Raw genomic sequence first — 15,705 nt, 5'->3', positions numbered from 1 at the left:
TGATCACATTCCGAAACTTGTTCATGAGCCACTGCTTGCCCTTTTACTTTCAACCAATACAGTATGTCCGACCCACTTGAAACCAAAACAAAACGCCAATGATAAAACATTAACCAGCATTTTATTTTGTTATGTTTTTTTCTATATCATGTAAAAAACGGTGCAGCATTGCCGTGTCTCGCTGCCCTAATAAGCCCATTCGTTGTTGCAGCCAGTCGGTGAGTTTGATGTCGTCAGAAACGTTCAGCGTGGCTAATAAACGTAAAACGCGCGCGCGCAATGCCTGCAACTGAAGTTCATCCGCTACCTCATTATTTTTGGCCGGTTGTTGTATTAAACCTGCTAATTGATAGCAATACACCATCACCGCCTGCCCCAGATTGAGTGAAGGGTAGTCAGCCACCATTGGTACCCCGGTAAGGATATCCGCCAGCGCTAATTCTTCGTTGGTCAGCCCGGAATCTTCGCGCCCAAACACCAGCGCGGCGTGATCCATCCATGCGGATTTTTCCTGCAACAGAGGAACGAGTTCGACCGGCGTGGCGTAATAATGAAACTTCGCCCGACTACGTGCCGTGGTCGCAACGGTAAAATCAACGTCGTGCAACGCTTCGGCAAGAGTTGGAAAAACGCTAATATTATCAATAATGTCGCCCGATCCATGTGCGACCCATCGCGTTGCTGGCTCCAGGTGGGCCTCGCTGTCCACGATCCGCAATTGAGTGAATCCCATGGTCTTCATCGCGCGGGCAGCCGCGCCAATATTTTCCGCTCTGGCAGGGGCAACCAGAATAATTGTTAAACGCATTTCGATACTCTTTTGGTCAGTCGGCAGGTAATAATGTGACGCACATCAACATATTACGCAGCGCGAATTTACATATTTTTAACAGAAATCACTGAAAAAGGATTTCGCATCCAATAAAAAATGCTAAACTATTTCCAACCTGTACTATTGCTTTTTATGTTAACAGAAGTTGCATATCCTGCTGTTTATCCATGATAATTTAATTTAAAATGGATAGCATTGATTGGATTCATTACATTTATTAATTAGCTCGTGCAACTAGTTGTAATATTGCAATTTTGTGATGAAAGCAAACATTTGGATGCGTTGATTTCATCAAACTGTTAACGTGCTACAATTGAACTTGATATATGTCAACGAAGCGTAGTTTTATTGGGTGTCCGGTACGTCTTAGCCTGTTATGTTGCTGTTAAAATGGTTAGGATGACAGCCGTTTTTGACACTGTCGGGTCCAGAGGGAAACTACCCACGACCAAGCTAATGATGTTGTTGACGTTGATGGAAAGTGCATCAAGAACGCAATTACGTACTTTAGTCATGTTACGCCGATCATGTTAATTTACGGCATGCATCAGGCAGGTCAGGGACTTTTGTACTTCCTGTTTCGATTTAGTTGGCAATTTAGGTAGCAAACATGCAGACCCCGCACATTCTTATCGTTGAAGACGAGTTAGTAACACGCAACACGTTGAAAAGCATTTTCGAAGCAGAAGGCTATGATGTATTCGAAGCGACAGATGGCGCGGAAATGCATCAGATTCTCTCTGAATATGACATCAACCTTGTGATTATGGATATCAATCTGCCTGGGAAAAATGGTCTCCTGTTAGCGCGCGAACTCCGCGAACAAGCTAACGTTGCGCTGATGTTCCTGACGGGCCGTGATAACGAAGTCGATAAAATACTCGGCCTCGAAATCGGCGCCGACGATTACATCACCAAGCCGTTTAACCCGCGCGAACTGACTATCCGTGCTCGTAACCTGCTGTCGCGTACCATGAATCTGGGTACCGTCAGCGAAGAACGCCGTAGCGTCGAGAGCTACAAGTTCAATGGCTGGGAGTTGGACATCAACAGCCGCTCTCTGATTGGTCCTGATGGCGAGCAGTATAAACTGCCACGCAGCGAATTCCGCGCCATGCTTCACTTCTGTGAGAATCCTGGCAAAATCCAGTCTCGCGCAGAACTGCTGAAAAAAATGACCGGTCGCGAACTGAAGCCACATGACCGTACCGTTGACGTGACTATCCGCCGCATTCGTAAACATTTCGAATCAACGCCGGATACGCCAGAAATCATCGCTACCATCCACGGTGAAGGCTACCGTTTCTGCGGCGACCTGCAGGATTAATTCGATCCTCACACGTACAAAAACGGCGCTTTATGCGCCGTTTTTCATTTCACCGCTCCGCTATTTCCATATACGTAATTCATCACTCTCATCGGGTTGCGGCTCAGGAAGCGCTTTCGACGTTGGTTTTGGCTGCGCCAGCGAGTGCCAGTCAAGATGACGCGTCAGGAACATCACGCCACACAGCGCGAATAACAGCACGCTGGTGCCAAGCAGTAAAGAACTGTCCTGCGAACGGAGCAACACCCACATCACGCCATCCAGCCCCAGCAGCGCTACGGTGAACAAAATACTCTTGCGCCAACCCTGTAATATCGCCTGCAGATATACACCGTTCATCAATGCGCCCACAAGGCTTGCCGTAATCCACGCGGCGGTAAAACCAATGTGTTCTGACAACGCCAGCAGCAACAGATAAAACATCACCAGCGATAACCCCACCAGCAGGTACTGCATCGGGTGCAGTCGAAGGCTGGTCATGCTTTCAAGCACAAAGAAAGACATAAAGGTCAGCACAATCAGCAAAATGGCATATTTTGTCGCCCTGTCCGTCAATTGATATTGATCCGCAGGCGTGGCGACAGCAACGCTAAATGCAGGCATTCCCTCCCAGCCAATCTTTTCACCATCAAAGCGTTCGCCGAGGTTATTGGCAAACCAACTGCTTTGCCACTGGGCACTGAATCCAGACTCACTGATTTCGCGCTTAGCCGGAAGAAAATCCCCAAGAAAGTTGGGATGCGGCCAATTGCTGGTTAAGGTCATTTCACTGTTACGGCCAACCGGAACGACGGAGAAGTCGCCGGTTCCGCTCAAATTAAGCGACAGCGCCATGCTGAGATTTTGCGCCGTCCAGCTCGCGTTGGGTAGCGGAATATGGATCCCCTGAGCACGCCCCGCCAGACCCGTTCCTGGCTCCACGGCCAGCGACGTGCCGTTAACCTGGGGGGCTTTCACTACGCCGATCCCACGCGCATCCCCCACGCCCACCACTATGAACGGTTTGCCGATACTGACATTAGGATGGTTTAAATCACTCAAACGTTCAGCGTTAAACTCGGCTTTCACCGCCAAATCGTTATGCCAGACCTGGCCTTCATAAATACCAATTTTACGCGCTTCAACGTTTTGGCTTCCCTCGACGACCAACGATTCCGGTAACCAGAAATGGATATAGCTGCGCTTACGCTGGACCTCTTTCCCCTCCTCCAGCTCGGTATAAAGTTCCGTCACCGGAACGGCAATCAACGGGCCGACCATCTTTTGCGGTCCGCTGGTGCTCTGGCGGATTGCATCTTCAACGTAATGGCGATAGTCCGATCGCTCAACGATTATCTGCCTGACCATTGTCAGGGGAATTAACAACAGCAGCATAGCGCCACCTAAGGTGACGATTTTCCAGAACAGGGGTGATTTCAACATAGCGTTCTCCTTTGCAATACCAACAAGGTAGAACAGCTATGTGCGGGGAATTTGAAGTTATGTGAAGTGACGGTGAAGCGTAAACGAAGCCTGTGCCCCACCTTCCGGTCGATTGCGTAAGGTCACCGAGCCTGCATGCAGTCGCGCAACCTCACTGACAAACGCCAGTCCCAATCCGCTGCTCTTAAGCCCATTTTCACGGGGCAGCGAGTAGAAGCGTTCAAAAATACGCGGCAACGCAAAGTCAGGGATCCCGCTGCCGCTGTCGGTAACCTGCAACGTGACCTGATCCTCGTGCTGATGCGCACTGAGCACAATCGTCCCGTCCGGTGGCGTAAAGTCGATGGCGTTGTCGAGTAAATTCCCCAATGCCTGCTCCAGCAGCGCGGGATCGGCATCAATGCTAAACGATGAAGGCATAATGGTCAGCGTGATGTTTTTTGCCGCCAGTTGCACGCTCCGGGCCTCTTTAATCTGGGCAAACAGCGCATCTACCGCCACCGGCGTCAACGTAATGTCCTGGCGATTCTCCAGGCGCGCCTGGCGTAACAAGGTTTCAACCAGCGCCTGCATGCGCGCATTTTGTACCAGAATATTATCGGTAAAACGCGCCACCACGTTCGGCGGCGGGCCTTCGCGCAAAATTTCCGCCGCGCCGCGAATGGCCGCCAGAGGACTTTTGAGTTCATGCGTTAATGCATAAACGTACTGCTCAATATAATTCTTGCCCTCCAGCTTCAGACGCATACTTTCCAGCGCCTGCGCCAGTTTACGTAGCTCGCTGCTGCCTAAATCAGGTAGTGGGACGGGGCGATTCTCAGTAACGGAATCGGCATAGCGCGCCAGTCGGGCAATAGAACGGTTGATCCACCATACCATCCCCGCGCCAATCACTAAGGCGATCCCCAGCAATACCGCGCTGGCCCACAGCATCCGCCGTTCACTGCGTTTAATCACCGGCGCCATCGCCGCATTGGGTTTGCCAACGCTAAGCACCCCGATAATACGCCCGCCGTCAACGATCGGCGCGGCAACGTACATTACCGAACTTTCCGGATCGTTCGGATTCTGCAACGTACTGCGGGCGCCATACTGCCCACGCAACGTTAACCACACGTCATTCCAACGGGAGTAGTCCTGGCCGACCGCTTTGTTAGCGGAATCAAACAGCACCTTACCCTGCGCGTCCGTCATATAGACATGGTATTCATTACGCACTTTGTTAATGCCGCTGATATTGGCACGGAATGGGCGGTTATGCAGTTGGGAAAATGCCTGCGCCAGCTTACCGTTGGCGGGAGCGTCAGAGAGTAAATCATCACGCGCCAGCGCAGCCAGCAACGTGGCGGTATCAATCAATGTGCCTTCAGTCGCCCGGCGGACGCCAGGCTTAATTTCCTGCACAAAGATCGACAACACAAACCAGGCGGCAACGGCGACAATCAGGAAATAGCCGAGCAGCAAACGCATACCAATGCGCATCACACGCTCCTCAGGCTGTATCCCATACCGCGATGCGTATTAATGGGCGAGATCTCAGGGTTGATCGCCCGTAGTTTGGCTCGCAGCGTTTTGATGTGGGTATCGACCGTTCTGTCGAAGGTGTCCTGCGCATCGGCCCAGACTAAATCCATCAATTGCTGGCGAGAGTAAATGCGCCCCGGCGACATCAGCAGTGTTTTCAGCAACAGGAATTCATAGCGCGTCAGAGTTAACGGTATACCGAACCAGGTAATCTGCGCGGCCAGCTCATTAAGCTCAAAATCCCCGCAGCGCGTCGTTGTGGAAGGAGAGGCGAATTTTTGCACCCGCCGCAGCAGTGTACGTACGCGGGCGCACACCTCACGCGGCGAGAAGGGTTTGGCAACATAATCATCCGCGCCGATCTCCAGCCCCAGCAGGCGGTCCACTTCATCGCTGCGCGCGGTGAGAAAGAGGATCGGCAGCGCCGGATGACGTTCCAGCAGGCGTCGACACAGCTCAAAACCACTGATATCCGGCAGGCCGACGTCCAGAATTATCGCATCGGGGCATTTCTGGCGCGCATTTTCCAGCACCGGCAGCCCGCGCTCAAACGCTTCTACGCGAAAGCCTTCCTGCTGCAGCATGTAAATAAGCGTATCCGCGATGCCCTGCTCATCCTCAACCAACCAGATCAACGGTTGTTGCATTTTGCTTCCTTGTTATTGCCGCCACGGCATAATGGGCACAGCGCTGATGGCATTTTTGGGCGATCCATCAACCACTTTATCTGAATAGGCCAGATAGGCCAGCGCATTACGTTTTGCGTCATAAAAACGTACGACCTGTAAGGACTTAAACACCAGCGAGGTCCGTTTTTTAAACACCACTTCGCCTTGTGCTTTACCGTTCTTGATTCTGTCGCTCAGTTCCACCGGTCCTACCTGCTGGCAGGAGATGGCGGCATCAGAGGTATCTTCAGCCAGCCCCAACCCACCTTTGATGCCGCCGGTCTTGGCACGACTCACGTAGCAGGTCACATTGGTCACATCTGGATCGTCAAACGCCTCGACCACAATTTTATGGTCCGGTCCAAACATTTTGAACACCGTATCGACAGATCCAATCTGCTCCGCATGGGCGACTTGCGCCAACATCAGCAAAATTGAGGAAATGGCTAAGCTCTTATATTTCATATTGTTACCATTCTTAAAAGTTACTCTGGGTAATTATTCGACATTCTAAGATAAAACGTATACAGATCACAGGATTACAATAATCACGCTTTCGAATGTCCAAAAAAAGCATTTATGAGCAAAAAAAACACTGAATGCTAAAACAACAAAAAATGCTATTATCCTCATACCTGACGTCAGGTACTCGTTGTTGAAAGGATGAGGATATTTTATGGATCAGGCTGGCATTATTCGCGACCTATTAATCTGGCTGGAAGGTCATCTGGATCAGCCTTTGTCGCTTGACAATGTGGCGGCAAAAGCAGGCTATTCCAAGTGGCACCTGCAGAGAATGTTTAAGGACGTGACGGGCCATGCTATTGGCGCCTATATCCGCGCCCGTCGTTTATCGAAATCCGCAGTGGCGCTTCGCCTGACTGCGCGCCCTATTTTGGATATTGCCCTGCAATACCGCTTCGACTCTCAACAAACCTTTACCCGCGCGTTCAAGAAACAGTTTTCTCAGACGCCAGCGCTGTATCGCCGCTCGCCGGAATGGAGCGCTTTTGGTATTCGCCCGCCAATGCGACTCGGTGAATTTGCCATGCCTGCGCACGAGTTTGTGACGCTGGAAGATACGCAACTGCTGGGCACCACGCAAAGCTATTCCTGCTCGCTGGAACAGATTTCAGATTTCCGTCATGAAATGCGTATTCAGTTCTGGCGCGACTTCCTTGGCCATGCGCCTTCAATCCCGCCGGTGCTGTACGGGCTGAACGAAACGCGTCCGAGCATTGAAAAGGACGACGAACAGGAAGTGTTTTACACCACGGCACTGACGCCGGAACAAGCCAATGGCTATGTACCGGCGGCACAGCCTATCCTGCTGCAGGGCGGCGAGTACGTGATGTTTACCTATGAAGGGCTGGGGACCGGCGTACAGGAGTTTATCCTGACGGTGTACGGCACCTGCATGCCGATGCTAAACCTGACCCGCCGTAAAGGGCAGGATATCGAGCGATACTACCCGGCAGAAGATGCCAAAGCGGGAGATCGCCCGATCAACCTGCGCTGCGAATTCCTGATACCGATTCGCCGCTAACGCTGCAGCTCATCCAACGCAGGGGCGTCCAGATGTGAGATGTCCCCTGCCGTTTCAACCACCCATCCCGGCGCAAGCCATAAACTTTCCTGGTAATCAACGCGGGAAATAGAGCAATTGCGCAGACGCAGGCGACGTTCGGCCCATGCCGGCAATCCCAGAATCGTACTCACCAGGCAGCCCAGCGCGATACCATGGCTCACCAACAGTGGGCGGCTCCCCTGCGGAAGGTCCAGGCAGGCTGCCAGCGCCGCGTTGACGCGATCGCTCAGCTCCTGCATCGATTCCCCTTCCGGAATACGCCCATCAACCGTACCGTTCACCAACTGACGACGCCAGCCCTCTTCTTCAGCCGTCAGCGTGTCGATATGACGTTTTTCCAGCACGCCCATATTCAGTTCACGCAGCCGGGAGTCATAAGTGATATCACAACCACAAGCCTGAGCGATGATTTCTGCTGTGCGTCGTGTACGACCTAAATCACTACTGATGACATGCGTAATACCCAACGAGCGGGCGCGTTCACCAACCTGCATGGCCTGCTGCTCACCTTTAGCGGTCAGTGGGCTGTCTGACTGGCCTTGAATACGTCGCTCGGCGTTCCACTGCGTTTCACCATGGCGAACAAGGTATACCTGTAACATGCTTTTTTTCCGTTATACTGCGATGCGATGAATTTTCAAACTGAGCTTTATTATGCACAAGGTTATCTCTGCTACCACCAATCCTGCCAAAATTCAGGCAATTCTCCGGGCATTTGAAGAGATTTTCGGGGAAGGATCCTGCCATATCGAACCCGTCGCCGTCGAGAGCGGCGTACCGGAACAGCCTTTTGGAAGCCAGGAAACGCGCACTGGCGCACGAAATCGCGTGGATAATGCGCGACGCCTGTATCCACAAGCTGATTTCTGGGTAGCCATCGAAGCTGGAATTGACGATGACGCCACCTTCAGTTGGGTGGTAATTGATAACGGCGTTCAGCGCGGTGAAGCGCGATCGGCCACGCTGCCGCTGCCCGCCGTTATTCTCGACAGAGTCCGCCAGGGAGAAGCGCTTGGCCCGGTGATGTCGCAGTACACAGGCATTGATGAGATTGGTCGTAAAGAGGGCGCGATTGGCGTATTTACCGCGGGTAAGCTGACGCGCTCAAGCGTTTACCATCAGGCGGTCATTCTGGCGCTTAGTCCGTTTCATAACGCGGTGTATTTATAGCATTGTGTCGGATGTTCAATCGTAGGCCGGATAAGGCAAAGCCGCATCCGGCGGATCAATTTTTCCCGAGCAGTACCTGCTCCAGCCACTGGCGCAGATCCACCGGCGCGGATTTCAGGCTGTTCGAACCGCGCGTAATGGTGGCGATACCCGCCCCAAGCTCATTTTTCAGCTCGCGCTGGCTCATCTCGCCGCGCAACAGCTCTTCAATGATACGCACGCGCGTGCCCAACGCTTCGCGTTCATCCGGCGTCAACATCAAATTGAGTAGCGGCAGATGTAAATCTTGCTCATAGGCGTGTTTAAGTAAGTCGACAAAACGTAACCACTCCTGGTGACGCTGTTCTGCCATCTCTGCTGAATAGGGTGATTGCTGAGTCATAAGATATCGCCATCGTTGTGGGGGAAGCGTGCTTGCCTCCCCCTTTTGTACTCTTTAACGAGTACGATAGCATAACACAACCGATACGATCAGTAACGACGTTGCCATTCTGCGTCGCTCATCAGCTCCGGTTTATCGCCAAGGAAATAACGATAGTACGCATCGTAAGCCAGCACGTTCTTCACATAACCACGCGTCTCTGAGAACGGAATGCTTTCGACAAACGCCACGGCATCGATCCGACCTGCGCTATTGCCCAGCCAGGTGCGCACACGCCCCGGTCCGGCGTTATAGGCCGCCGATGCAAAAATGCGGTTATTGCCAAATTGCTGATAAACATACTGCAAATAGCTGGTGCCAATGTTGATGTTGGTATCAGGATCCAGCAGTTGACTCGGACTACTGTAACCCGGAATCGAGAACATTTTCACCGTGTGCGTCGCGGTGCCCGGCATAATCTGCATCAGCCCACTGGCGCCAACCGGCGATTTCACTTTCGGGTTCCAGGCGCTTTCCTGACGCGCGATCGCCATCGCATAACTTGGCGGAATATCTTTCCCACTGGTATAGCGGGTAAACAGATCTTTATAGGCCAGCGGGAAGCGCTCTTCCAGATGATCCCACAGTTTACCGGCGATCGTCGCCTGTACGCTCAGATCCCACCAATGATTGTTAAACGCGTAGCGCGCCAGCTGCGCCTGCTCGGACTTGGTGCGGCTGGTGACCAGATTTGCCCATTCACTGCGCGCGGTATTATCCAGATTCCAGTACATCAGCTCGCGTACGCGCGCCATTTCCGGTCCCTGAGTCAGCGCAGAGTCAACGTTCGCTGGGGCTTTATCCACCTTCAGCTCGTACTCTTCACCGAGGCGTTGCGCCGCCACCATCGGGTAGAAACCGCGCTGCTGCATGAGTTGATGCAGGATCTCTTTCGCTTCTGCCTCGCGTCCGCGCTCCAGCAGCAGATCCGCTTGCCAGTAGCGCCACTCGTCTTTTTCTTTTGCATCCATCGGCAGACGCGCCAGCCAGGTATTCAGGCCGCGACGATCGCCAGTTCCCAGCGCCATCCGCACGCGACGCTCCACAAGCGAGGTGGAATTTGAGCGCATAATCGCATCATCACGCCATTTCGCCTGTTCGTCGGTGACGTCATTGCCCATCAGACGCCAGGCGACGATGTCGCGCAGCTCCTGAGTCTGCTCGTCATTTAACTGCTGCGCCTGCACCAAAGAGGGGATCATCAGGCGGGCGTTTTCGACATCCTGACGCGCCACGCTGGCAAAAGCCACCGCCGCCATCTGCCGGGTGAAATCCGTTGCGCCAGTGGTGCGCGCAAAGGTCATTACGGTGTTTGGATCGTTAGCCAGCGCAATGATTGCCGACGCAATCGTCTGATATTCCCCAGGCATTTGCCCGGCCAGCGCGGTGACCAGCCCCGTATTACCCGCTTTCATCGCCAGACGAATACGCTCCAGATAAGCCAGCGGATCCTGAGTGCCTGAGGCGCGCCACACGCCGAATAATTTGTCACAGGCGTTCGGCTGACTTTTCCCGGTCAGCCACAGCTCTTTCGCGCCCCGCCATGCCTCTTCGGTTTGTCCGGTACTCCATTTCGCGAAGTAATAGTTACATTGCGCTTCCGTGGTACCCGGTTTTTCCGGGCTAAACGCCAGCAGTCCACGCCAGTCTTCCCGTCGCGCCAGTTCATTCACAAAACGCGATTGCAGAGTACGCGCCGGGGGCAGCGTCGGGTTGGCGCGCACAAAATTGGTGACGGTAATGGTCGGCTGATTCATCAGATCGTCAGTAATCTGACGATATTCCAGATAGGGATACAGAGGATAGTTCTTCAGGCCGGGCATCATCTGCTCTACGACATCCATCTGTCGGTTGTCCCAGGCCTGCTTAATTTGCGCATAGCGATTGCGCTGCTCATCCAGGGAATCGGCTCGCGCCACTTGACTGACCGTCAGCAGACATACGCTGGCCGCCAGCAGGCGCCAGGTAAATTGTTTGGCTTTGTCCACAAGCTCTTCCTCTTGTCATGTTACGTCTGTGCAGCATCATGCCGCTTAATTCATTCATGCTAACCAGACATTGCAGAATGCGCCACGTCACGGACACTTTTTTACTTTTGTTGCGAGTGAGATCTGCTGGCTGGGATTGGGCAATGAAAAAGGCTACACTTCGCTTTTGATAACTCTATTCATCACTATAAAAGAGGCGAAGTCCACGTGGCTCAATTCGTTTATACCATGCATCGTGTCGGCAAAGTCGTTCCGCCGAAACGTCATATTCTTAAAAACATCTCACTGAGCTTCTTCCCTGGCGCCAAAATCGGTGTACTCGGTCTGAACGGCGCGGGTAAATCTACCCTGCTGCGCATCATGGCCGGCATTGATACCGAAATCGAAGGCGAAGCTCGCCCACAGCCGGGCATTAAAATCGGTTACCTGCCGCAGGAACCAAAACTGAACCCGGAACACACCGTCCGTGAGTCTGTTGAAGAAGCAGTGGCCGAAGTCGTTAACGCCCTGAAAGGTCTGGATGAAGTGTATGCCAAGTACGCAGAACCGGACGCCGACTTCGATAAACTGGCCGCGCAGCAGGGCAAGTTTGAAGAGATTATTCAGGCACACGACGGCCATAACCTGAACGTGCAGCTTGAGCGTGCCGCTGACGCCCTGCGTCTGCCGGACTGGGATGCCAAAATCGAGAACCTTTCCGGTGGTGAACGCCGCCGCGTCGCACTGTGCCGCCTGCTGCTGGAAAAACCAGACATGCTGCTGCTCGACGAACCAACTAACCACCTGGATGCCGAATCCGTCGCCTGGCTGGAACGCTTCCTGCACGACTTCGAGGGTACCGTCGTGGCGATTACCCACGACCGTTACTTCCTCGACAATGTTGCGGGTTGGATTCTGGAGCTGGACCGCGGCGAAGGTATTCCATGGGAAGGCAACTACTCCTCCTGGCTGGAGCAGAAAGATCAGCGTCTGGCGCAGGAAGCTTCTCAGGAAGCCGCTCGTCGTAAATCTATCGAGAAAGAGCTGGAGTGGGTGCGTCAGGGCGCGAAAGGCCGCCAGTCTAAGGGCAAAGCCCGTCTGGCGCGCTTTGAAGAGCTGAATAACACCGAATACCAGAAGCGTAACGAAACCAACGAACTGTTTATTCCACCTGGACCTCGTCTGGGCGATAAAGTCGTTGAGGTCAGCAATCTGCGTAAATCCTACGGCGATCGCGTGCTGATCGACGACCTGAGCTTCTCGGTACCGAAAGGCGCTATCGTCGGCATCATCGGTCCGAACGGCGCGGGTAAATCGACGCTGTTCCGCATGATGTCCGGCCAGGAACAGCCTGACAGCGGCACCATCACGCTGGGCGAAACCGTGAAGCTGGCCTCCGTTGACCAGTTCCGTGACGCAATGGATAACAGCAAAACCGTGTGGGAAGAAGTTTCCGGCGGGCTGGATATCATGAAGATCGGCAACACCGAAATGCCAAGCCGCGCCTACGTAGGCCGCTTTAACTTCAAAGGCGTGGATCAGGGTAAACGCGTGGGCGAACTGTCCGGCGGTGAGCGCGGTCGTCTGCACCTGGCGAAGCTACTGCAGGTTGGCGGCAACATGCTGCTGCTCGATGAACCGACCAACGACCTGGATATCGAAACCCTGCGCGCGCTGGAAAACGCCCTGCTGGAGTTCCCGGGCTGCGCGATGGTTATCTCGCACGACCGTTGGTTCCTCGACCGTATCGCCACCCACATTCTGGACTACCAGGATGAAGGTAAGGTTGAGTTCTTCGAAGGTAACTTTACCGAATACGAAGAGTATAAGAAACGCACGCTGGGCGCCGATGCTCTGGAGCCGAAGCGTATCAAGTACAAGCGTATTTCTAAGTAATTACCGTTAAGCGCCGTATCCGGTCTACGAGGTTAATGCAACTTCCAGGCCGGATAAGCGCGGCGCTATCCGGCATTTAACCTATCTCTGCTCGCCCATCAACTCTTTCACCAGCTCCACGCAGCGCAGGAATCGACCATCGTAGTCAGGTTCCTGAACGTGCACGAAATCGATATTGTTTTCCTGCAGCATCTCGACCAGCAGCGACTGAAACGCTTTTCGGTCAACCGAGCTGCCAAGGCTACGCAAACCATCCGCCACCCATGGGGTGTTGTTTTCCAGCAGGATCACCAGGTCAAAACGGTACTCATCAATCAGCGCCTGCACAAACGGGTGTTCACGCCCTTCGTACTTTTTACAGAATGCCTGAGTGGTTACGAAATCGGTATCGATAAACGCCACTTTATTGGCATACTTGACAGCAAAATCAATGTATTGCGCTTGTCCGAGGGCAATCTTATCGTAGTCGGAATATTGCAACGCCATCTCGTCGCCGCCCAAATGGGAGAAGACGTAATCACGCCCGTATTCCCACGCACTGGTGGTGTTAAAGATATTGGCGAGCTTGTTCACCAGCGTGGATTTTCCGCTCGACTCCCCGCCAAGGATCGCCACGGTGCGCACGAAAAACGGCTTCACTTCGGTGGGAATATACTCCCAATAGCGAAACGGGTTTTCGCGGATTTGCCCGCCACTGATGCTCATAAACGTCCGTTTCGGATCCACCAGCACCGTTTCGATCCCCAGATGTTTCAGATACTGCGGGGCATCTGACTCTTCAGAGGTGTAGATCCAGTTTGGCTGGATCCCCTTCTCCTGCATAAACGTTTTGATGCCGTTGCTCCACACGTCCCAACCGTGCGGATACGGCTCCATGCCCTCTTCGTTAAAGGCATGAATTCGGATATTTTTCTGATATTTAAATGTTTGCAGCAGCCAACGTAAACGATCGGGCACCGTCGGCTGTTGCGACATGGCGCTGTCTTCAAACAGGCTGCGATCGCGCGTATCGTCATAACCCATGATGATATGCAGCTCATCGACCTGACTACAGGCACGCTGGATCAGATAGATGTGGCCGGTGTGCAGCGGATAAAACTTACCGAATACCACACCGATATTTTTCTGCTGGCGCGGAAACTCCAGCCCGAGGAAACGGTGCAGCGCCTCCAGCTTTTGCGCGCTGGGGCTTTTGATTTTGGCATTCAGCAGTTGGCTTAAATATCCCTTGGTCATGCCACTGGCATCCGCCACCTGTTGCAGGGTACAGCCCTTTTGCTTTATGGCGGTTTTGAGATAGTCGAACGATGACACAAGAGCCTCCTGCTGGAAAAATCGCGTAACACTGCCTGATGGCGCTTCGCTTATCAGGCCTACAACATCAATCCGTAGGCCGGATAAGACGCATTGCGTCGCCATCCGGCAAATTATACAACATCACTGCATACAGAGGATTATAAGTCGTCAAACACGCTTAACGCATCTGCAAGCTTTTTAACGCCAAAAACCTGCATCCCTTCCGGCACTTTTTTCGGGACGTTGGCGGCAGGCACAATCGCCCGACGGAAGCCATGCTTCGCCGCTTCAGAAATACGTTCCTGGCCGCTCGGCACCGGGCGAATCTCGCCCGCCAGTCCCACTTCGCCAAAGACCACTAAATCCTGCGGTAGCGGTCTGTCACGCAGGCTGGAGACCATTGCCAGCAGCAGCGCCAGATCGGCGCTGGTTTCGGTGACTTTGACACCACCGACCACGTTGACGAACACATCCTGATCCGCCATCTGCAAGCCGCCGTGACGATGCAGCACCGCCAGCAGAATCGCCAGACGGTTCTGTTCCAGACCGACCGCCACGCGACGCGGGTTCGCCATCATTGAGTGATCGACCAGCGCCTGAATCTCTACCAGCAGCGGACGCGTACCTTCCCAGACCACCATCACCGAACTACCGGAAGTGACCTCATCGCCACGGCTTAAGAAGATAGCGGAAGGGTTGCTGACTTCACGCAGGCCCTGCTCGGTCATGGCAAAGACGCCCAGCTCATTCACCGCGCCAAAGCGGTTTTTATGGCTACGCAGGGTACGGAAACGGGAGTCGGCATCGCCGTCGAGCAGCACCGAGCAGTCGATACAGTGCTCCAGCACTTTTGGCCCGGCCAGCGATCCGTCTTTCGTCACATGACCTACCATCACAATCGCCACGCCGCGCGTTTTGGCAAAGCGCGTCAGGTAAGCGGCCGTTTCGCGCACCTGCGCCACGCTGCCCGGCGAAGACTGAATATCCGCCATGTGCATCACCTGAATGGAGTCGATCACCATCAGCTTCGGCTGTTCTTCTTCGGCAATCAGGCAAATTTGTTCGATGCTGGTTTCCGACAGCATGTTCAGATTCGCCGTCGGCAGGCCAAGCCGATGCGCGCGCATCGCCACCTGCTGTAGCGATTCTTCGCCGGTGACGTACAGCGTTTTCATCTGCTCGGCGAGCTTGCACAGCGTTTGCAGCAGCAACGTCGATTTGCCCGCGCCAGGGTTACCGCCAATCAGAATAGCGCTGCCAGGTACCACCCCACCGCCCAGCACGCGGTCAAACTCTTTAAATCCGGTGGAAAAACGCGGCAATTCCTCAAGGCTGATGTCAGACAGCTTCTGCACTTTTGCGACACCCGCATTCCCGGCATAGCCGCTGAGCCGCTCGTTACGCGCCACCGTCGGCGACGCGGCAAGGCGCACCTCGGTAATGGTGTTCCAGGCCTGGCAGGTGCTGCATTGCCCCTGCCAGCGCGGGTAATCGGCCCCGCATTCATTACAAACAAAGGCGCGTTTTGGAGCTTTTGCCACGTTTTACCTCTTTCGTTAACGCTTTTGCCGGATGGCGCTGACGCTTATCCGGC

The 15,705-nt window shown here is 53.7% G+C and carries 15 protein-coding genes; 4 read left to right on the top strand and 11 right to left on the bottom strand.

The window, feature by feature from the left end; all coding sequences use genetic code 11:
* Nucleotides 1-121: 121 nt before the first annotated feature.
* Both FDW97_RS16815 and yjjY read right to left on the bottom strand, forming a co-directional pair.
* Nucleotides 122-808 (bottom strand): tRNA/rRNA methyltransferase, encoded by a 687-nt coding sequence (locus FDW97_RS16815; protein WP_137351363.1) that lies wholly within the window; start codon nt 806-808, stop codon nt 122-124.
* A 398-nt stretch (nt 809-1,206) separates the two neighbouring features.
* Nucleotides 1,207-1,347, bottom strand: coding sequence for a protein YjjY (gene yjjY, locus FDW97_RS16810; protein WP_042998021.1), 141 nt, complete (start codon nt 1,345-1,347; stop codon nt 1,207-1,209).
* Between the two features lie 95 nt (nt 1,348-1,442).
* On the opposite strand from yjjY, the gene arcA reads away from it, so the two are divergent.
* Nucleotides 1,443-2,159 (top strand): two-component system response regulator ArcA, encoded by a 717-nt coding sequence (gene arcA, locus FDW97_RS16805; protein ID WP_001194359.1) that lies wholly within the window; start codon nt 1,443-1,445, stop codon nt 2,157-2,159.
* A gap of 60 nt (nt 2,160-2,219) precedes the next feature.
* Here arcA and creD read toward each other — a convergent pair whose 3' ends face one another.
* The 4 genes from creD to creA are packed head-to-tail and all read right to left on the bottom strand — an operon-like array spanning nt 2,220 to nt 6,238.
* Nucleotides 2,220-3,581, bottom strand: a complete 1,362-nt coding sequence (gene creD / locus FDW97_RS16800) for a cell envelope integrity protein CreD (protein ID WP_137351362.1) — start codon at nt 3,579-3,581, stop codon at nt 2,220-2,222.
* 57 nt (nt 3,582-3,638) lie between these two features.
* Nucleotides 3,639-5,063 carry a two-component system sensor histidine kinase CreC gene (gene creC, locus FDW97_RS16795; protein WP_137351361.1) on the bottom strand — a complete coding sequence of 475 codons (1,425 nt, stop codon included), beginning with the start codon at nt 5,061-5,063 and terminating at the stop codon, nt 3,639-3,641.
* A complete protein-coding gene (gene creB / locus FDW97_RS16790) occupies nt 5,063-5,752 on the bottom strand; it encodes a two-component system response regulator CreB (RefSeq protein ID WP_137351360.1) in 690 nt (229 codons plus the stop codon). Before creB ends, creC begins: the two co-directional genes overlap by 1 nt.
* A gap of 12 nt (nt 5,753-5,764) precedes the next feature.
* Nucleotides 5,765-6,238 carry a protein CreA gene (creA, locus tag FDW97_RS16785; RefSeq protein WP_038637033.1) on the bottom strand — a complete coding sequence of 158 codons (474 nt, stop codon included), beginning with the start codon at nt 6,236-6,238 and terminating at the stop codon, nt 5,765-5,767.
* A 211-nt stretch (nt 6,239-6,449) separates the two neighbouring features.
* Here creA and robA point away from each other — a divergent pair, with 211 nt between their 5' ends.
* The gene (gene robA / locus FDW97_RS16780; protein WP_061382877.1) at nt 6,450-7,319 is read left to right on the top strand and encodes an MDR efflux pump AcrAB transcriptional activator RobA; all 870 of its coding nucleotides are present in this window, start codon (nt 6,450-6,452) and stop codon (nt 7,317-7,319) included.
* Here the strand turns inward: robA and gpmB are convergent.
* On the bottom strand, nt 7,316-7,963 hold the full coding sequence (gene gpmB, locus FDW97_RS16775) for a 2,3-diphosphoglycerate-dependent phosphoglycerate mutase GpmB (protein ID WP_069324097.1): 648 nt from the start codon (nt 7,961-7,963) through the stop codon (nt 7,316-7,318). The two genes, robA and gpmB, sit on opposite strands and share 4 nt — an antisense overlap.
* A gap of 52 nt (nt 7,964-8,015) precedes the next feature.
* Here gpmB and yjjX point away from each other — a divergent pair, with 52 nt between their 5' ends.
* A complete protein-coding gene (gene yjjX / locus FDW97_RS16770; RefSeq protein ID WP_137346815.1) occupies nt 8,016-8,531 on the top strand; it encodes an inosine/xanthosine triphosphatase in 516 nt (171 codons plus the stop codon).
* Between the two features lie 55 nt (nt 8,532-8,586).
* On the opposite strand, the gene trpR is transcribed toward yjjX, so the two are convergent.
* Together trpR and sltY are read right to left on the bottom strand one after the other, a co-directional pair.
* Entirely contained in the window at nt 8,587-8,913 is a 327-nt protein-coding gene (trpR, locus tag FDW97_RS16765; protein ID WP_003837292.1) for a trp operon repressor, read from the bottom strand.
* 89 nt (nt 8,914-9,002) lie between these two features.
* Entirely contained in the window at nt 9,003-10,940 is a 1,938-nt protein-coding gene (gene sltY, locus FDW97_RS16760) for a murein transglycosylase (RefSeq protein WP_038637023.1), read from the bottom strand.
* A gap of 207 nt (nt 10,941-11,147) precedes the next feature.
* Here sltY and ettA point away from each other — a divergent pair, with 207 nt between their 5' ends.
* Nucleotides 11,148-12,815 (top strand): energy-dependent translational throttle protein EttA, encoded by a 1,668-nt coding sequence (gene ettA, locus FDW97_RS16755; protein WP_038637020.1) that lies wholly within the window; start codon nt 11,148-11,150, stop codon nt 12,813-12,815.
* Nucleotides 12,816-12,896: 81 nt separating this feature from the next.
* On the opposite strand, the gene nadR is transcribed toward ettA, so the two are convergent.
* On the bottom strand, nt 12,897-14,129 hold the full coding sequence (gene nadR, locus FDW97_RS16750) for a multifunctional transcriptional regulator/nicotinamide-nucleotide adenylyltransferase/ribosylnicotinamide kinase NadR (protein ID WP_038637017.1): 1,233 nt from the start codon (nt 14,127-14,129) through the stop codon (nt 12,897-12,899).
* A gap of 140 nt (nt 14,130-14,269) precedes the next feature.
* Entirely contained in the window at nt 14,270-15,652 is a 1,383-nt protein-coding gene (gene radA, locus FDW97_RS16745; protein ID WP_137351359.1) for a DNA repair protein RadA, read from the bottom strand.
* Between the last annotated feature and the right edge of the window lie 53 nt (nt 15,653-15,705).

The organism is Citrobacter sp. wls708, assembly GCF_005281255.1.
Classification (GTDB): Bacteria; Pseudomonadota; Gammaproteobacteria; order Enterobacterales; family Enterobacteriaceae; genus Citrobacter; species Citrobacter werkmanii.
This window is presented reverse-complemented; position numbering and strand designations above follow the sequence as displayed.